The sequence below is a fragment of the Alphaproteobacteria bacterium LSUCC0396 genome (genome assembly GCA_041228345.1).
Classification (GTDB): domain Bacteria; phylum Pseudomonadota; class Alphaproteobacteria; order Puniceispirillales; family Puniceispirillaceae; genus UBA3439.
Map to the genome: position 1 here is coordinate 1,461,800 of CP166131.1, position 19,130 is coordinate 1,480,929.

Annotated in this window: 16 protein-coding genes and 1 tRNA gene; 10 read left to right on the forward strand and 7 right to left on the reverse strand. The window is 50.7% G+C overall.

Annotated features, from left to right (window positions below):
* Window positions 1–58: 58 nt before the first annotated feature.
* The 5 genes from AB8881_07015 to AB8881_07035 form a co-directional block, all read right to left on the reverse strand.
* Window positions 59–1,138: a site-specific DNA-methyltransferase gene (locus AB8881_07015; protein XDZ62303.1), complete on the reverse strand. Its 1,080-nt coding sequence runs from the start codon at window positions 1,136–1,138 to the stop codon at window positions 59–61.
* A 248-nt stretch (window positions 1,139–1,386) separates the two neighbouring features.
* Entirely contained in the window at window positions 1,387–2,028 is a 642-nt protein-coding gene (locus AB8881_07020; protein XDZ62304.1) for a ribonuclease HII, read from the reverse strand.
* Window positions 2,028–2,588 carry a molybdenum cofactor biosynthesis protein B gene (gene moaB, locus AB8881_07025; GenBank protein ID XDZ62305.1) on the reverse strand — a complete coding sequence of 187 codons (561 nt, stop codon included), beginning with the start codon at window positions 2,586–2,588 and terminating at the stop codon, window positions 2,028–2,030. Before moaB ends, AB8881_07020 begins: the two co-directional genes overlap by 1 nt.
* A gap of 66 nt (window positions 2,589–2,654) precedes the next feature.
* The gene (locus AB8881_07030) at window positions 2,655–4,394 is read right to left on the reverse strand and encodes a transglycosylase SLT domain-containing protein (GenBank protein XDZ62306.1); all 1,740 of its coding nucleotides are present in this window, start codon (window positions 4,392–4,394) and stop codon (window positions 2,655–2,657) included.
* A 212-nt stretch (window positions 4,395–4,606) separates the two neighbouring features.
* Complete coding sequence (locus AB8881_07035) at window positions 4,607–5,506, reverse strand: uracil-DNA glycosylase family protein (GenBank protein XDZ62307.1); 900 nt, start codon at window positions 5,504–5,506, stop codon at window positions 4,607–4,609.
* 200 nt (window positions 5,507–5,706) lie between these two features.
* Here AB8881_07035 and AB8881_07040 point away from each other — a divergent pair, with 200 nt between their 5' ends.
* The 5 genes from AB8881_07040 (at window position 5,707) to AB8881_07060 (ending at window position 11,350) form a co-directional block, all read left to right on the forward strand.
* A complete protein-coding gene (locus AB8881_07040; protein ID XDZ62308.1) occupies window positions 5,707–7,341 on the forward strand; it encodes an electron transfer flavoprotein-ubiquinone oxidoreductase in 1,635 nt (544 codons plus the stop codon).
* A gap of 26 nt (window positions 7,342–7,367) precedes the next feature.
* On the forward strand, window positions 7,368–9,053 hold the full coding sequence (locus AB8881_07045; protein ID XDZ62309.1) for a tetratricopeptide repeat protein: 1,686 nt from the start codon (window positions 7,368–7,370) through the stop codon (window positions 9,051–9,053).
* Window positions 9,050–9,937, forward strand: coding sequence for a 4-(cytidine 5'-diphospho)-2-C-methyl-D-erythritol kinase (locus AB8881_07050; GenBank protein XDZ62310.1), 888 nt, complete (start codon window positions 9,050–9,052; stop codon window positions 9,935–9,937). The genes AB8881_07045 and AB8881_07050 overlap by 4 nt, the downstream gene beginning before the upstream one ends.
* Window positions 9,938–10,056: 119 nt before the next feature.
* Window positions 10,057–10,131: transfer RNA gene (locus AB8881_07055), tRNA-Gln, on the forward strand.
* A gap of 118 nt (window positions 10,132–10,249) precedes the next feature.
* The gene (locus AB8881_07060) at window positions 10,250–11,350 is read left to right on the forward strand and encodes an isocitrate/isopropylmalate dehydrogenase family protein (GenBank protein XDZ62311.1); all 1,101 of its coding nucleotides are present in this window, start codon (window positions 10,250–10,252) and stop codon (window positions 11,348–11,350) included.
* A gap of 6 nt (window positions 11,351–11,356) precedes the next feature.
* On the opposite strand, the gene AB8881_07065 is transcribed toward AB8881_07060, so the two are convergent.
* The gene (locus AB8881_07065) at window positions 11,357–12,076 is read right to left on the reverse strand and encodes a response regulator transcription factor (protein ID XDZ62312.1); all 720 of its coding nucleotides are present in this window, start codon (window positions 12,074–12,076) and stop codon (window positions 11,357–11,359) included.
* Window positions 12,077–12,196: 120 nt separating this feature from the next.
* On the opposite strand from AB8881_07065, the gene ribA reads away from it, so the two are divergent.
* Window positions 12,197–13,333: a GTP cyclohydrolase II gene (gene ribA / locus AB8881_07070; protein XDZ62313.1), complete on the forward strand. Its 1,137-nt coding sequence runs from the start codon at window positions 12,197–12,199 to the stop codon at window positions 13,331–13,333.
* A 7-nt stretch (window positions 13,334–13,340) separates the two neighbouring features.
* On the opposite strand, the gene AB8881_07075 is transcribed toward ribA, so the two are convergent.
* Entirely contained in the window at window positions 13,341–14,042 is a 702-nt protein-coding gene (locus tag AB8881_07075; protein XDZ62314.1) for a YggS family pyridoxal phosphate-dependent enzyme, read from the reverse strand.
* Between the two features lie 208 nt (window positions 14,043–14,250).
* Here AB8881_07075 and AB8881_07080 point away from each other — a divergent pair, with 208 nt between their 5' ends.
* The 4 genes from AB8881_07080 to AB8881_07095 all read left to right on the forward strand — a co-directional run bounded on the left by AB8881_07080 (window position 14,251) and on the right by AB8881_07095 (window position 19,130).
* On the forward strand, window positions 14,251–15,264 hold the full coding sequence (locus AB8881_07080) for a porin (protein ID XDZ62315.1): 1,014 nt from the start codon (window positions 14,251–14,253) through the stop codon (window positions 15,262–15,264).
* A gap of 104 nt (window positions 15,265–15,368) precedes the next feature.
* Entirely contained in the window at window positions 15,369–15,887 is a 519-nt protein-coding gene (locus AB8881_07085) for a DUF3576 domain-containing protein (protein XDZ62316.1), read from the forward strand.
* A gap of 158 nt (window positions 15,888–16,045) precedes the next feature.
* Window positions 16,046–18,613, forward strand: a complete 2,568-nt coding sequence (gene leuS / locus AB8881_07090; GenBank protein XDZ62317.1) for a leucine--tRNA ligase — start codon at window positions 16,046–16,048, stop codon at window positions 18,611–18,613.
* The gene (locus AB8881_07095) at window positions 18,576–19,130 is read left to right on the forward strand and encodes a hypothetical protein (GenBank protein ID XDZ62318.1); all 555 of its coding nucleotides are present in this window, start codon (window positions 18,576–18,578) and stop codon (window positions 19,128–19,130) included. Before leuS ends, AB8881_07095 begins: the two co-directional genes overlap by 38 nt.

The window sequence follows — 19,130 nt, forward strand, 5'->3', positions numbered from 1 at the left end:
ACAGGGCTGTGATCTAAACCGGATCATGGCCCTGTTTATGCTGTAAAACCCGTTTTTATTATGGGTTAGACGGATATATGTCTTCGCGCAGTTTTTCCCGAAGCTTGTCGATAAGAACAGGTTTCCCGTCCCGTTCAACATGCCAGAAAATCCAGCCATTGCATGATGGTAATCCTTGAAGCTGGGCGCCGAGTGCATGAATTGACCCGCTTTGCTTTTGATCTGTAAACAGGGATCCGTCAGCGCGTACCTTTGCCTGAAACCGTTTTTTGGCGTCAAATAAGTGATCACCCGGTTGCAGCAATCCATGTTCAATCAAATTCCCAAACGGAACTTTGGGTAAAGCCCGGCGCGGCGTTGTTTCTAGTAAATCATCCGAGGCAATCGGCGTCACCGAAGCCAGCCGTGTTTTGGCAATTTTCACATAATTCGCATCTTGCTCGATACCAATAAAATTCCGGTTCAGCCGTTTTGCCACCGCACCGGTCGTTCCCGTGCCAAAAAATGGATCAAGAACCACATCACCGCGCCGGGTCGACGCCAAAATTACGCGCGCCAACAAACTTTCCGGCTTTTGCGTAGGATGCGCTTTTTTACCATCTTCCTTGATCCGCTCATTGCCGGTGCATAATGGCAGTTCCCAATCAGACCGCATCTGCACATCTTCATTCAGCGCCTTCATGGCTTCATAATTAAAGACGTGACGTGATTTTTGCGATTTCGCCGCCCAGATAAGCGTTTCATGTGCATTGGTAAAGCGACGACCACGGAAATTAGGCATCGGGTTTGTTTTGCGCCAGATCACATCATTTAAAACCCAGAAATCGAGATTCTGCAAAATCGTGCCAACACGAAAGATATTGTGATAGCTGCCAATGACCCATATCGCGCCATCCGGCTTTAGCACGCGGCGCGCCTCGGTTAGCCAAGCGGCAGTAAAGGCGTCATAGGCGGCAAAACTATCAAACTTATCCCACGCATCAGTAACCGCATCGACATGGGTCTGATCCGGGCGCGCCAAATCACCCGATAATTGCAAATTATACGGCGGATCAGCAAACACCAGATCAACCGATTGATCGGGAATTTTGCGTAATTTGGCGATACAATCGCCATGTAAAATTTGATTCGCTTTCACCAGACAACGCCCATTTCATTCATTCTATGCCAGCAATTTGCCAGCTCTATTCTTATAAAAGAATCATAGAATCAATATAAGTCAACAGCTTATAGGGCTTTCTTAAAGTCATATCAATATATTGTGTCAGCGATGATCACAACCAAGCCTATCTTGTGATGCCGCCGCGTGACACTCTGCAGGCAAAACCCGATTTTTTTGAAAAAACCAAAATTCTTGTGCCTGTGTCGCGGATAAATTGTCGCGGGTTAATCGTCGCCCGCATCGAGATAGCGCCGGATCGGCTTAAAACTGCGGCGGTGATACGGGGTAACACCAAATTGCCTAATTCCGGCCTGATGCGCCTTTGTGCCATAGCCCATATTGTTCGCCCAGCCGTAGCCCGGATGCAGCGCATCCAGTGTCTGCATAATCTCGTCGCGCGCTGTCTTGGCAATAATCGACGCGGCTGCAATCGACAGTGACCGGCTGTCACCTTTGATTAGCGCGGTTGCTGGCAGCGGCATATCAGGCGGCAACAGATTGCCATCAACCAGCGCATGAACCGGGGCAGATAGACCGGCCTTTACCAGCTTTTCCGTTAATCTTGATGCCGCTATCACCATGCCGGCAAAGGTCGCTTGCAAAATCCCGTTCTGGTCAATTTGCGCAACATCAATCGATATAGTGTGATGGAGATGTGGCGGCGCCATCATCACTGCCGCAAGGCTGGTTCGGCGCGGCGGCTTTATTTTTTTTGAATCATCAATATCAGCTGGTAACTCATCATATGCCGTTGGACAAAGCCAGATCGCCGTTACAGTAACTGGGCCCGCCCAAGGCCCCCGACCAGCCTCGTCAATGCCAATAACCGGCCCGTTAAATTGCTGCTCATGGTCAAGATCAGGCATTACCCACCACGGCGCTGGGTCGGCGATTCGGCAAGCCGCGGCATAATTTCAACAAAGTTGCATGGCCGATGACGAATATCGAGCTGATAGCGAAGGATTTCATCCCATCCATCGCGGCACGCCGATGGCGATCCGGGCAACGCGAACAAATACGTGCCGCCTGCAACGCCAGCCACCGCACGTGATTGCACCGTTGAGGTGCCAATTTTGGCGAAGGATATATAACGGAATAATTCGCCAAAACCCTCAATTTCCTTTTCGAAAATTGCCCGAAATGCCTCGGGCGTACCATCGCGGCCGGTAAGGCCGGTTCCGCCCGTCGACACAATCACATCAATCCCGTCATCATCAATCCATTTGCGGAGCTGATCGATAATCGCATCAAAATCATCAGTTACAATGGCGCGGGCAGCCAGATTATGCCCATCATCATTAACCCGCCCGGCCAATAGATCACCAGACCGGTCATCATCAGATTTGCGCGAGTCAGACACGGTTAAAATGGCGATATTTACCGGTACAAACGGGATGGTTTTATCAATCCGCTTATCATGATCCATTGCTCTTGCCTTTCTATCCTTGAAATTGCTCTATCAGAGCAATCCCAAGCGGGTTATTTTAAACGGTCATTTTGCCTTATCAACAGCTTGGCTTGGAACGAACCGGCCGCCATTGCCAGCGGCAAGCCCAGACAAGGCCGGCGAGGTTTCACCAAAAAGCTCACGGTAAATGCCAAGATTAGAAATGACATTTTTTACGTAATGGCGGGTTTCGCGCGCTGGCATCGATTCAACAAGCAAAAACGGGTCGTCCTGATGATCGACCTTGCGAAGCCATTTTCGCAAATTGCCCGGCCCGCCATTATACGCCGCAAGTAACCGGACCAATGAGCTTTCAACAAGCGGTTCATCAAGCAGATGCTGGATATAATCCTGCCCTAGTTCAAGATTTAATTTCGGCTCAAATAGCTGATGCTTTTTGCCGCCACGATAGCCACGGTCACGCGCAATAAAGGACGCAGTGGCGGGCATGAGCTGCATCAGACCTGCGGCTTTGGCACTGCTTTTAGCACGCGGATTAAAACCGGATTCCTGCCGTGAAATTGCCCAGACCAAGGCTTCGTCAATATCATAATCGGCGTTGAATTGCGGATGCGGATATAGCGCACCATACCAGCTGACACCGCTGTCCTTGCGGATGATTTCAGCAACCCGAAAGGCGAGACCAGCCATGCCCTGATCATTTGCAAACTGCATCACCCCAAGCCGGTATTGATCAGGCATTTCCATCCAAAGATAACGCAGTTCACGCTCGGCCGCATGAGTCTCGCCAATCTGTAATAAGGCGAATAAACGCTTGCCGCCCGGGCGGCTTGCCAGCCAGTCATAAAATCCGGGCTCGATTGCCGGAAGCTCAAACGAGATATTGATCTGCTGGCCTAATGCATGGCGCGCAACAACCCCATAAAAACTGTCGATTTCCCGCGCCGCTACTTCGAGATAGCGCACCGATTCTCTCGGCCGCCCCTGCCGCAACTCGATGCGGTGCGCCCAATAGGCGGCGGCACTACGCTGCCCCGGGTCCACTTCAGGCAGATTGGCAAGGGAGCGAAAAAACTGACCGGAAAGATCAATCTGACCGCTTCGCCATGCCGCCAAGCCACCGGCCCAATAGGCCAGCTGCGCATGTTCACGCCCGATGGCGATGGCATAGCGGGCTTGGCGAATGGCTTTTGAGTCAACCCCAAAGATAAAATAAGCATGGGCGATTTCACCACGAAGCTGGCCCTCTTCCGCCGCCGTCAGATACCGCTTGTTTCCAGCATCACTGACAATCTCTAATGCGCCTGACGGCCAGCCACGCCGGATCGCCCGACGGATCGACCGCGCAATCGAGGCTGTGCGGGTTGCTGAGGCACGGCCAGCCGTGCTTGCCGGAATACGTGGCCGGTATCCATGCGCACCTGCCTGACCATAGCCGTTCAGATAGCCCGGTTTTGGTGGTTTTGGACTACGCGCATCCTTTGGCTTGCGGCGCTTGGCAAGCCAATAGATACGGCTGGCATCGGGGTGGTCATTATAAGCTACAAGCCAACTGGATAATTCCTTATAGCTTGACCGCCATGCCGTTGGATGAAGATAGCGTTGTGCCAGCAAATGACCCGTTAGAATAGGGTCCTTGATCCGCCCCATTTCGCGGATAGCCTGCTTCATATTGCCAGCCTTCTGCAATTCGAAAAGGCGCTTATATTGTGCGGTATCAGACGCGCTTAATGGTTCGGGGAGCGGTGATGCCATCGCCGGTGAAACAGCAAGGCTAAACACTAAAAGCACAGCAAGACATGGCCCCAAAAAAGGCGACATCATCACCGTCTTAAAAAACCGTCGCAACAGCTGAACTTGATCGCAGTTCGCAACCCGAGTTTGGCTATTATTACGGCATTCAGGGAATAAATTGACATTCATCCTACGGCCTTTGCGTTTTGATGCGATTGCTGCTCGCCAAAATCAATTAAACCCTCGGGCTAATTGGTACCTTGTGGTCGCGGGCGGATCAACCTGTTTCGTTATCAGACTGCTCAGTCAGCACGCCCTTTCGTGTCGTTCGCACCAAGACGTTTGGCCAATAGCAGCAAATCTTCAAACGCCAGACGTTTTTGCGCTGGCGAGCGTAACAGATAGGCCGGATGCAAACTTGCCAAAGCGGGCCGCAATACGCCATCACCAAAATCAATTTCGTGCCAATGTCCACGCAGCTTCATAATGCCGTCATTACTGCCCAAAACCAGCTTGGCTGCGGCACCGCCAAGCAAAAGCACGATATCCGGCTTGGCAAGTTGAACATGACGAAACAGCCATGGCAACAACATCGCCGTTTCTTCTTCGGTGGGGCTACGATTGCCCGGTGGTCTCCACGGCAAAAGATTAGTGAGATAAGCCGATGCACGATCAAGCCCAATCGTCATTAGCATCTTGTCGAGAAGCTGACCATCAGCCCCAACAAAAGGCACACCCATGCGGTCTTCGTCACGGCCGGGGGCTTCGCCAATAATCATCAACCGCGCCCCCGGATTACCATCGGCAAAACATAGATTGCTGGCAGTGTGCTTTAGCGGACACGCATCAAGACCAGCAAGCCCAGCTTGCAAATCAGCCAAGCTGGTGATGCCGGAAAGTGTCGCCACTGCCGCACCCGCACTTGCCTCTAAACCCGCACTGGCCTTTAAAGGGTCGTCACCAGCAGATTTGTGCCCCGCAAGTTTATCCAAAAGATTATGAGTGTGCGATGTGGCATCGCGCATGGCCGATTTTACCGCCGTCGATGCGGGCAGGCTAACATTTGCTGCCAAAAGCTGGTCAAGGCGTAATGGCGGCGCATCGGGCACAGGATGATCCAACAAGGCTTCATCAACGCCCATATCCAGTTGCCATGCCAACATCGCAATCAGTTCATTTCGATCATGGATTTGTGCTGGCATATCAGAATCTGTCGAATTTTGGTTGTTTCACCGCGGCAAAAATGCGCAATATTAGTCTTGCATGGGCACTGAATTTTATCAATTGGCTTGAAGCTGAATTGAAGGCTTCTTATGGTAACAGCCGACAGGTAATATCATACTGGACGGTAACATATATCTCGCTGAATTTTGAAACTATGTCGACATAGATGGGAATAAAGATGGAACGCGAAGTGATGGAATTTGATGTTGTGATCGTCGGGGGCGGCCCATCTGGCCTGTCCGCAGCGATCCGACTGAAACAGCTGGCAAACGAGGCTGGCAAAAACATCGAGGTGTGCCTGATTGAAAAAGGCAGCGAGGTTGGCGCCCATATCCTGTCAGGCGCCGTTCTTGAACCGCGCAGCCTGAATGAGCTGATTCCCGATTGGCAACAACGCGGCGCCCCTCTCGACACACCGGTAACCGCAGATAAATTCATGTTTCTGACCGAGACCGGCAGCTTTCGGATGCCAACACCGCCAAGCATGAATAATCACGGCAATTATATCATCTCGCTTGGGAATTTTTGTCGCTGGCTAGGCGAGCAGGCCGAAGCCTTGGGCGTTGAGATTTATCCAGGCTTTCCGGCAGCCGAGGTTCTGTATGATGATCAGGGCTGGGTCAAAGGGGTTGCAACTGGCGATATGGGGATTGGCAAGGATGGGGTGCCAACCGATCACTATATGCGCGGCATGGAGTTGCACGCCAAACAGACAATTTTTGCTGAAGGCTGCCGTGGACATCTGACCAAAACTCTGTTTGAAAAATTTGATCTACGTGAGGGCAAAGATCCGCAAACCTTTGCGATTGGCATTAAGGAATTATGGGATATTGACCCTGAAAAGGCCAAGCCCGGTCTGGCCTGGCATTCGGTTGGCTGGCCGCTGGCCAGTGACACTTATGGTGGATCATTCCTTTATCATCTAAACGGTAATCAGGTTGCCGTTGGTTATGTTGTCGGGCTTGATTACAGCAACCCGCATCTATCCCCATTTGAGGAGTTTCAGCGATTTAAAAATCATCCAGCAGTGCGGGATACCTTTGTTGGCGGACGCCGCGTTTCCTATGGCGCGCGCGCATTGAATGAAGGTGGGTTCCAGTCAGTGCCAAAATTGACGTTCCCGGGCGGTTGCCTTGTTGGCTGTACCGCTGGGTTTTTGAATGTGCCAAAAATCAAAGGCACGCATACGGCAATGAAGTCGGGGATGTTGGCCGCAGAAGCCATTTTTGAGGCGCTGGACACCATGCAGGCCGGTGATGAGCCGACAAGCTATGCAAACCGGTTGCAAGATAGCTGGCTATGGGCCGAGCTTTACAAAGTCCGCAACATTCGGCCCGGTTTTGCCAAAGGCCTGTGGCTGGGCCTCGCATATGCTGCGATTGATACTTATCTATTTTTTGGCAGAGCCCCGTGGACATTGCGCCATCATGCTGACCATGAAGGTCTAAAGCTTGCCAGCGAAATGCCAAAGATCGACTACCCAAAACCTGATGGCATTGTCAGTTTTGACCGAAATTCATCGGTGTTTTTGTCCGGGACAAATCATGAGGAGAATCAGCCAGCGCATCTGACCTTAAAAGATGCCTCGATCCCGATCAGCCACAATCTTGCGCTTTATGATGCGCCCGAACAACGCTATTGCCCGGCTGGTGTTTACGAGATTGTTCACAATGACGATGGCCGGAACCCAAGGTTACAGATCAACGCACAGAATTGTGTGCATTGCAAAACTTGTGATATCAAAGACCCATCACAGAATATCGTGTGGGTCAGCCCCGAAGGTGGAGGCGGGCCTAATTACCCCAATATGTGAGGGTGGATTTGGGTAATCTAGACAAAATGACAGGCCAGAAAAGGCCGCGGCGATATACAGACCATAACCGGCCATGGCTAATGCTTGCCAGTGCCGTTCTGCTGGTCGCCTTTCTGTATACGCCAGCCCAAAAATCATTCGCATCGACAAATTTAAATCAGCGTTTGGAAACTACGGCGGCAAATTATCTTGCGGCACGCCAAGCGTTATATTTTCGTGATGTTAGTGCCTCGGCGGCGTTTTACCTCAAAGCCTTAAATTCTGATCGGGACAATCCCAACCTGTTGCAACAGGCTTTTTACACGCAGTTTCAGCTTGGGCATATTGATGCCGCCGCAACGCTTGCCAGCGAAATTGAGCTGCAGAATCTGACCACCAGTTTTTCCCGCGAACCGGCAACTGCGCAGGCGATCCTGCAAGAAGATTGGGACGCGGTTCTGGTGCTTGCCGACTCGATTGCGGAAAATCTTGATGCCCAGCCAGTGGCCGCCGTGATCAAAGCATGGGCGCTGACTGCCAAGGGGCAGGGCGCCGCCGGATTGTCACATTTGCTGAAAATCGGCAAGGCCGCGGCCGCATCTGGTCAGACCATGCCAGCGATGTACATCATTCAGGCTGCTCGTCTAGCCGAGCATCTTGGTGATAAGGCCGAGATGCAGTTTCATACCGAGACATTGTTTGCGCGGCGCGATCTATCATCACAAACCATGCTGCAGCTTGCCAGCCTTTACGCCCGCAACGCCGAATTTGGCAAAATGGATGAGGTGATTGACCGCCTGCCATTGGGCTTTAGCCATAAGCTTGTGCGCGCCCAGCTAATCAGCCAAAAGGAAGCGCCAAAAATAAGCAGCCATATTGCAGCTGGAATCATAGATGCCAGCTTAATTGACAGGCAATCGCAAGGTGGCAGCATGTTGAATGCACGCCTTGGGCTGGCATTATATCTTGATGATGCGAACGATAGTGCCCGTTTCCTGTTGGCCCAAGCCCTGCAAGAAATGGAACAGCCACAAGCCGCCATCGCCAAGCTTGATGCCATTGATGAGACCAGTATTTGGGGTCAGCCTAGGTTATTGCTTAGAAGTGATCTGGAACGGCGCAACGATATGTCAGGCGCAATCAGCCAAATGCAGGCAGCCGTTGATGGAGACCGGGTGAACGCGCTTTTGCATAAAGAGCTAGGCGACCTTTATCGAATGGCAAGCCAGTTTGATAAGGCACGTGATGCCTATCTTGTTGCAATTGATCTTGGCTTCGTGTCTGGCGATCTCTTTCGAAACCTTGCCATTTCCTATGAGCAGCTTGAACAGGATGAACTTGCCGAAGCTAGTTTCAAAGCAGCTTTAGAGGAAAATCCAAACGATCCCTTCACCCTAAATTATCTAGGTTATTGGTGGGCCGATGACGGGCGCAATCTTGATGAGGCGATCAAATTAATTGAAAAGGCGGTTCGATTGCGGCCGAGAAGCGGCTTTTTTGTGGATTCGCTGGGATGGGTACATTTCAAGCTTCGCAATTATGATCTGGCAGTTGCCTTTCTCGAGCAGGCAACCATTCTGGAACCAATGGATGCGGTCATTGCCGGCCATCTTGGCGACGCTTATTGGGAAGTCGGCCGCCATAGCGAAGCGCGTTTCAAATGGCAATATGCGCTGTCAATTGCCACCGAAGATGACCTAAAAGCCGAATTTACCGCCAAACTTAATCCATGATTTCCGTTCTTGCGCCGGCAAAAATTAACCTTTTCCTGCGCGTTTGTGGCAAGGATGATCGCGGCTATCATCATTTGGACTCGTTGATTGTCTTCACCGAATTTGGCGATCGACTAACATTTGAGCCGGCGGCGAATGATGCGCTGATCGTGACTGGCGAGTTCAGTACAGCCTTAGATAACGACGAAATTGCCACCCCTCGATTTAATTACCAAACACAGGATAATCGTGGCGCTAATAATCTGGTGATGCACGCCTTGGACGGGTACCGGCAAGCTGGCGGTGTCATTGACGGGCTTGCAATCACGCTGGAAAAAAACATTCCTGTTGGGGCGGGGCTTGGCGGCGGATCGGCCGATGCAGCGGCATTATTGCGGGCAGTAAACGCGCTGTCACGGACGCCGCTGGACAGTTCCGTCCTTTATGACCTTGCCGCCAGCCTTGGCGCTGATGTGCCAGTTTGTCTTGCTGGTGGGTGCCAACGCATTGCCGGAATTGGTGACAGCATGACGCCGTTTACCATGCCGCAAACCGGCGCAATATTGCTTGCAAATCCCCAGATCCCGCTATCAACCAAAGACGTCTTTACCCATTTTGGCGGTCATTACAGCGGTTTTGCCGGATCTCTTGATGGGCTTGATGCTGCCGGTCTTGTTGCGCTTGGTAATGATTTGACACCAGCGGCACTGGTGCTAGTGCCGCAGATTAGATCCTGCCTTGAAATAATGGAGGCCGCACCTGGCGTTAAATGCGCTGCGATGTCGGGAAGCGGAGCAAGCTGTTTTGCACTATTTGAACAAGCCAGCGATGCCAAAGCGGCAGCAGCCCAACTTGAAACCGCTGGATATTGGGCCATTGCAAGCCAGATTTACCAAGTCGATTAAATCATTTAATCAGACGGTTAGGGTACAACCACAAGGTTTGGGGGATTTTAAAGCATATTCGGCAAAGAACGGGCTTGATTGCTTGGAACTTGGTCGCTAAATTGCAGCGTCCAACGGATTGGGGCGTGGCCAAGTGGTAAGGCATCGGTTTTTGGTATCGTGTATCGTAGGTTCGAATCCTACCGCCCCAGCCATCCGTTTTTGCACATTTCTAGATTTACCCCACCATCGTTGAGATAAAGCCTGCGGCAATGATCCGCAGCTAGATGTTGCGCGGTAATATTGTTTGCAGAAATAATTGGGAGGCATGATATGCGCGCTAGGATCAGCTTGATTAAAGGTGATGGCATCGGCGTTGATGTCAGTGATGCCGCCATGTTCCTTGCCCAAAAAGCCATGAGCAAAGCAGGGCTACCAGCACCAGAAATTATTGAGATTGCCGCCGGTGCGAAATATTATGCCGAAACAGGTGTTGATATAGAGCCAGATGGCGAAAAGCGCGCCGGTGACGCCGATGCGATTTTCCTTGGAGCTATCGGGCTTCCTTCGATCCGGCACGCTGATGGCACTGAAATATCACCGCATCTTCGGCTTCGTGACCGGTACCAGCTTTATGCCGGTATCAGGCCAGTCAAAGCTTATCCAAATGCGCCAATGCCACTTGCCGACAAACGTGCTAGCAAGATTGATCTTGTCATTATTCGCGAATCTACCGAAGGTCTGTTTTATTCTGCTGCCGTTCATGGCCGGAGCAAAGTCATTGATAACGCGGTCTGTGACGAGACTTTGCGCATTACCCGTGCGACGACTGAAAAGCTGCATGATTTTGCCTTTCGCTTTGCCAGTAAGCGCAAAGAAAAAGGGCATAAGGGGCAGGTAACTTGTGTTGATAAGGCGAATGTCTTTACCTCGATGGCATTTTTCCGGCAGATTTTTGACGAAGTTAGCGCCCAGTATCCGGATATCAGCAAGGGTTATAATTATGTCGATGCGGCAGCGCTCGATCTTATTCGCCAGCCCTGGGCAGCCGATGTTTTGGTAATGGAAAATATGTTTGGCGATATTTTGTCAGATCTTGCCGGTGGCCTTGTTGGCGGGATGGGCATGGCGGCCTGCGGCGAAATTGGTGACGAGATCGGACTGTTTCAACCCGCACATGGCAGCGCCCCTGATATTATGGGTATGGATAAAGCCAACCCGCTAGCGGCAATTTTAAGCGCCGGATTAATGCTTGATTATCTTGCCGAAAAACTAGATCAACCGGCCTATGACGATGCCGCTATGATACTTGATGCGGCGATTGAAACCGGCTTTTCGCTAAACCGGTTGCGCCCGATGGAATTTGGCGGCGATATGGGCACCAAAGCGGTGACGTCAGCGATTTCATCACTGATGGATGGCAAGGCGAAATAGCCTCATTCAATCTGACAGCCGATAGCCTTTTTCCGTGGTAAGGACCAAGGGCTCTTTTGTTAGCCGACTGATTTTCTGGCGCAAACGGTAAATATGCGTTTCAAGCGTGTGCGTGCTGACACCATTTTGAAACCCCCAAACCTCGGCTAGAATTTCACTTTTCGTTACATCATTGGGAAATGCCCAATACAGAAATTTCAGGATCGTTGATTCTTTTTCGGTTAGGGCCTGCATCCGGTCAGTGCCAATTTCATGCAGCATTTTATTAGCCGGTACAAAGCTAAGATTGCCAATCTCAAAACGCGCATCGTCCAAGGCTTTGAACTGGCGCAATTGGGTTCGGATACGAGCAATCAACTCGCCAAGACGAAGCGGCTTGGTGATATAATCATTCGCACCAGCCTCTAGCCCGCGGACAATATCATCTTCTGCCCCCTTGGCCGTCAACATCACAATCGGCTTGGCAAACCCGTTCCGCCGCAAACGCTGACAGATATCAATTCCGTTTCCGTCAGGCATCTGAACATCGAGCAGAATTAAATCGGGGTTGGTGTTGGCAAGCACATTATCAAGGTCAGCAACAACCCCAACTTCGAATATTTCGCTAAACCCCTCGACGGCAAGTTGCTGGCGCAAGGTTGCACGCAAATAGGCATCATCATCAACGATTAATAAACGCGACGTAGAAGCGGCTTCTTTCCTGTCGCATGGGGACAACACTTGCATTTTTTATCACAACTCAATAAATCAATGGCTTAATTTACACACGTGCATTAACCAGTTACACCAAGTAATCGTAGCTTATTCTATTCTAGATTGTATATGCCTTAACGAACCGGAGCCGGGATGATGCACGATACCCGTGCAAAAAACGCCTATATGAAGGCCGAACGTGCGAGCGCAGAATTGCGCCGCGGCGGCCATGTGATGCTGCGACTCAATAATGGCGAGGCGGCACTTTTCCGCGGTGCAGAATTTGCCGATGACAGTGACATTACCGCGCTTAGCCGGCTTGCCGGATCCGGCGCCTTGCTCGTGTTGACAGCAAACCGGATACGAAGCCTTGGTAAAGCTCTTCGTCAGGGCTGGCCCGCGGCGACGATTGCGCTTGCGATGCGCGATTACGAACGCGTATTTGACCTTGCATTTGGCCAGACAAGCCTTGATGAGCATAATGGCCTTAGCCTTGTTGCCGAGCAGACAGGATCGCTCGCTGATCACGCCACCAGATTATTGCGCAATGCCAAATTGCTGCCTGCTGCGTTATTGGCGCGGCTGCCATTTCGCGATATCTCGGCGCAAGACCGGTTTGCCCAAGAACATAATCTGCTTGTTCTGGAAGCGCGCGATCTGGATGCCTATCATCATCAGGCCGGAGCCATGATGCGGATTGCGGCGCGTGCCAGGGTGCCGCTGGCGGTCGCTGAAAATGCCGAGGTTGTGATGTTTCGTGCCGAAATCGGCGGCGAGGATCATTTTGCCGTTTTGATCGGAAAAGGCGCTGATCTTGAGGCGCCATTGGTGCGCCTTCATTCGCAATGTATTACTGGTGATGTTCTGGGCAGCCTGAAATGTGATTGCGGCGATCAATTGCAGGCGGCGATGCGGCTGATGGCGGAAAATGGCGGCGGCGTGCTGGTTTATCTGGCACAAGAAGGGCGTGATATTGGCCTTTTAAACAAAATGCGCGCCTATGCATTACAGGATAATGGGCTGGATACGGTGGATGCTAATCATGCACTCGGGTTTGACACGGATGAACGGGTGTTTTTGCCTGCAGCGCGTATTCTTGATGCACTTGGCATTACACGTTTGCGGCTGATCACTAATAATCCTGACAAGATCAGCCAGCTTGAACAATGCGGAATCAAAGTTGAAGAACGCGTGCCGCTAGTGCTTGCCAGCAATCCGCATAATGAAGATTATCTTGCAACAAAGAAACATCGGACTGGCCATATGATTATGGATAAGGATAAAGGGTAAAAACACCCTAACTGTCACGCTCCCCAAAAATGGCTGATCCTATACGAACCACATTTGCCCCAAAGGCAATTGCCTCTTCGAAATCATCACTCATTCCCATTGATAAGATAGAAAGATGATTGCGTTTGGCAATGGTTTGCAACAGCGCAAAATGCATCGCCGCCTCTTCATAAATTGGCGGAATACACATCAGGCCAGTAATATTAAGCCCCGCCTCATCACGGCAAAAGGCAATGAAGTCATCCGCATCCTCAGGCGCAATGCCTGATTTTTGCGCTTCTTTACCACTATTAACCTGAATATAGCAATCAAGCAGGCGGTTTTGACGGATCATCTCATCGCCCAATGCCTTTGCCAGCTTGGGCCGATCAACCACCTCGATAACATCAAATAGCGCCACCGCATCCGCCGCCTTGTTGGTTTGCAGCGGGCCAATTAAATGCAATGTCAAATCGGCATGTCGATCGCGGCGTGGCACCCATCGGCCTTGGGCTTCTTGAACGCGGTTTTCGCCAAACACACGCTGGCCAGCCACAAGTGCTGCATCAATCCGGTTATCAGGCTGACGTTTGCTTACCGCCACCAAGGTAACTGGCCGATGAAGCCCCGTTTGCGTTTTATAGTTCCCCTCGGCGGAATTAATTTTTTTATGGATAGCAGAAAGATTATCGGCAATGATAGAATGCGTGTTTAAAATTTCGTCTGACATGATTTGTGCTGCCCCTAGCCAAGGCTGTCTGTTGCAATAGTTCCAACTTTTGTAACGCTTTAGCCCCTCATCAACAAGACTGTTGCAAAAATATCACACACATGAAAAAACTTATTCCATCGCATTCATCGGTTCTTGTTAATTTAGTGATAATCAATATGTTTTGTCCATTGCCAATGGTGGCAATGACTTCTCTAAGGGAGATTTAATGATGCGTAAGGTTCTTCTTACAACAACTGCGCTTATTGCTTTGGGCAGTGTTTCTGCGGTAGCTGCAGACATTTCAATTAGTGGTAATGCTCGTTTTCGTTACAACAGCTGGTCTGACGACGACGCAGCAGTTGCTGGTGCAAACAATAACTCAATGACAGATGTTTTACAGCTTTGGGTAAAATCATCCGCTACACTCGACAATGGCCTATCAATTGGTACAAATCATCGTATTTTGACCAGCGGTGCTGTCGATCGCAACTGGATCGATATCGATGGCGATTTCGGTAAAATTGACCTCGGCAAACAGTGGTCTGTAAACTACTCTTCGTCACTCGATGAGAACTGGGAGGCTACTATAGCCGGCGGCGCTTATATTGGCGGCTCAACCAATGCCGGCCTTGCCGCCATGGGTGATCAAACGACTGGCTTTCTTGGTGGCGGTAAAGGCAATAAGGTTGTCTATCACATGCCATCAATTGGTGGGCTAAGCGCAGCCATTTCTTACGGAGACGCTGGTGCCACTTCAGAAGCTGATGAGACAGCTACAGCTGTTGGCTACAAAATGGACATTCTGGGCGGTAGCCTTCGCCTTCAATATGCCAATATTGTAACAGACGGGGCGGACTCAACCGCTGATGAATCAGCAGGCACAGAGTATGGTGCTGAGTATTCATCTTCATTTGGCCGCGTATACGTGATTTCTCAAAACACAGAAACTACTACTTCAGCTGGTGCTAAGACATCTGATGTAGAAGGAACAACTTTCGGTGGTCAGTATAATTTGAACAGCGCTACCAAGTTAGTTTACTATCGCCGAGAAATGTCGCAAGACGGCACAACAAATCTCGGTGATGACTTTTCTTCTGACACAATTGGTGTTCGTTATGACATGACCGGTGGATTGCGCATTGGTCTTCTGCACACAAACTACGACTTCACAGATGCTTCAGCAGCTGCAACAAGTGATAACGGCTCAGCAACTCGTTTGCAAGTTCGTGTAAACTTCTAAAAAAACCAATCACGGAAAAGGGGGCTTTGGCCCCCTTTTTTATTGCTATAAATCAAACTTTATTGCACTACTAGGGCTCGGCATGGTTCGATTGGGAGATGAAATTGGCGATACGAATCAAATTCATAGGATTAATGATCCTCATCTGTTCACTATTGGTGGCATGTGGAAACGGTAAAAACATTATTCCTAATGACCCATCCAATGAAAAAGACGAAATTTCCATTTTAACCGGCAAGCCAGGTGGCATTAAATTATCAGATTTAGGCAAAAAAAACGATTCTGGCAACAGCTTGCCAGTGAACGCGCTGTTATGGCGGGCGGCACTTGATATCGCGTCATTTGTGCCATTGGATGATGTCGATACATTTGGTGGCAGCATTGTTACCGAATGGCACCAGTCTAAAGCCGCCCCTAATCAGCGTCTGAAATTAACCATGTTTGTGGTTGGCCGCGAGTTGCGTTCCGATGCAATCACCGTTCGCGCCTATATCCAAAACCGCCTTGGCACTGAGTGGATTGATGCTGGCCGTGATGAAGCACTTGGCCGCAAGCTAGAGGATCTGGTACTGACCCGCGCACGCGAATTACGCGCTGCCGCGATCACCGAAACGGTTGATTAATTTCTGGCCATGTATTGATTGCCCGCAAACCAACCTATTCACCGTTATATTGACAATCTGACATGGTAATATTGATCATAAATCCGGCATCCGATCTGGTTTGCATCATACGTGACGCAATGGCTGACGAGCCGGAAAATGATCGAAGGAAGATTTGAATGACCCAATATGATGCCCCCGCGATTGAACAGAAATGGCAAGATAAATGGGAGCAGGCTGATTGTTTTACCGCCAGCGTCGACCATGACAAACCAAAATATTATGTCCTTGAGATGTTTCCCTATCCTTCGGGGCGGATTCATATGGGGCATGTTCGCAATTACACGCTTGGTGATGTCGTGGCGCGTTACCAGCGCGCCAAGGGGTTTAATGTTTTACATCCGATGGGGTGGGATGCGTTTGGTCTGCCAGCCGAAAACGCGGCCATGGAGCGCGGTGTTCATCCAGGCAAATGGACGATTGAAAATATCGCCGCCATGCGTACCCAGCTGAAAAGCATGGGGCTGTCCTATGATTGGTCTCGGGAATTTGCCACCTGTTCACCTGATTATTACCAGCATGAACAAAAGATGTTTTTGAAATTTCTCGAAGCTGGCCTGGCCTATCGCAAGGAAAGCTGGGTCAATTGGGATCCGGTTGAAAACACCGTTCTGGCGAATGAACAGGTTGTCGATGGCTGTGGCTGGCGTTCAGGCGCGCCCGTTGAACGCCGCCTTTTGTCACAATGGTTTTTGAAAATCACTGATTTTGCCGATGAACTTTTGGCCGCGATTGGCGATCTTAACCGCTGGCCCGACCGCGTGAGGCTGATGCAGCAGAACTGGATTGGAAAGTCCGAAGGTGCGCGTATCCAGTTTTCAATTAACGGTAAGAGCCCGATTGACGCTGATCATATTGAGGTCTTTACCACGCGCCCTGACACATTATTTGGCGCGTCATTTCTGGCCATCGCCGCCAATCACCCATTGGCGCTGGCGATTGGCAAAAATATCCCCGCTGCGGCTGATTTCATCACTGAATGCGCCAAGCTTGGTACATCTGAAGCCGCTGTCGAAACAGCCGAGAAAAAAGGCTTTGATACTGGATTGCAGGTTAGCCATCCGCTTGATCCGGCCATTAAAATGCCGGTTTATATTGCTAATTTCGTGCTGATGGATTACGGCACTGGGGCGATTTTTGGCTGTCCTGCACATGACCAGCGTGATCTTGATTTTGCCAATGCTTATGGACTTCAAATTTTACCGGTGGTTCTGCCTGATGGCGAAGATGCGGCTAGCTTCACCGTAACCGACACGGCCTATACTGGCCCCGGAAAGCTTTTTAATTCGGGGGCTTGGGATGGGCTTGATATCGAGGCTGGCAAAGCCGCCGCGGTTGCCGCAATTACCGCCGCCAACGCTGGAACTGGCGAGACAACTTACCGGCTTCGTGACTGGGGCGTATCGCGCCAGCGCTATTGGGGCTGCCCGATCCCAATCATCCATTGCGATGATTGCGGTGCTGTTCCGGTGCCGGAAAAAGACCTGCCGGTTACCCTACCCGAGGATGTTGATTTTTCCGGAAGTGGCAACCCGCTAAGCCGTCACCCAAACTGGAAACATACCAGCTGTCCGAAATGCGGCAAGGCGGCCACGCGCGAACAGGATACTTTTGATACGTTTTTTGAGAGCTCATGGTATTTCTTGCGCTATGCAGATCCAGCATCAGATGACGGGATAAATGGCGAAGCGGCGGCATATTGGCTGCCGGTTGATCAATATATTGGTGGGGTTGAACACGCCGTTTTACATTTGCTTTATTCACGTTTTTTCACCCGGGCACTATCCAAGGTCGGTTATCTTGATCTTGGTGAACCGTTTGCCGGCCTGATGACGCAAGGCATGGTCTGCCACCAGACATTTCAGGACAAATCAGGTAAATGGCTGTTTCCGACAGATGTGGTCAAAAAGGGTGATGAGTGGGTGCAAATCGCGGATGATAGCGAAGTGACTGCTGGCCGCATTGAAAAGATGAGTAAATCAAAGCGCAATGTTGTTGACCCTGAGCTGATTATCCAGAATTACGGCGCTGATACGGCGCGGTTATTCATGCTTTCGGACTCGCCACCCGAGCGTGATATGGAATGGACTGAATCCGGCGTTGAAGGCGCGTCACGGTTTTTAAAGCGGGTCTGGCGTATGGCACAGGAGCCAGATCTTGCCCCCCGTGGCGCGGCGCCATTGCCCGATAGTGAGGGCAGCGCGCTCGCACTTATCCGTATAGCACATAAATCTATTATTGGCCTGTCTGCCGATATTGAAAATTTCCGCTTTAACCGAGCCGTTGCCCAGCTGCATATGCTTGCCAACGCAATCGCCGATTTAAAAGCCGGTGACAAGGGTGCCAACGAGGCAAAGCGGTTCGCAATTGAGACACTGACCCAACTATTGGCGCCGTTATCACCTCATATTGCCGAGGAGATATGGCAATGCCTCGGCCATGACGGTTTGCTTGCTAACGCCGCATGGCCACAAGCTGATGCCAGCCTTGCTGCCGATGATGAGATTGAAATTGGGATTCAGGTAAATGGTAAACTCCGTGATACCATTATGCTGCCACGCGATTGCGAAGCCAGTGATGCCGAAGCGCGCGCGCTGGCGTCACCGGCGATTATCCGCTATCTTGATGGAAAGCCTCCGAGGAAATTGATTGTTGTTAAAAACCGAATTATCAATGTGGTTATCTAACCGCACCGGCCATAAGGCCAATCTGCGGGCTTTTCAGCTTGTTTTTCGCGTGCTGTGCGGGTTGGTTCTTGCCGGGTGTAGCGATTTATCGGTGCGCCAGCTCGGCGACAATAATCAAGAAGTCCTGCGACAAATCGCGGTTACGCCAACAGCCGGGCGCGAGGGCCAGCTTTATCACCACGAATTGCAAAAATTACTGTATATTGGTGGACAACTGCCTGAAAACTATGAATTAACCTCGTCGATTTTGATTAGCGCTTCAAGCGCATTATCAGTTCAAGGCGTAAGCTCAACATTGAAAAAAATGAGCATGACAACGAGCTTTGCATTGCGCCGCTTAGCCGATGGTAAAACGCTCCTTGCTGATAGTGTTACCGCGGATGCGACGCTTGGCACGGTAACATCGCTTTATGGAAAGGATAAATCTGAAATTCATGCCCGGGAACGCCTCGCCATTCTATTGGCACAGCGTGTTGTTCGCCGGTTACAGCTTTATTTTCTAGAACAGAGCCGATAG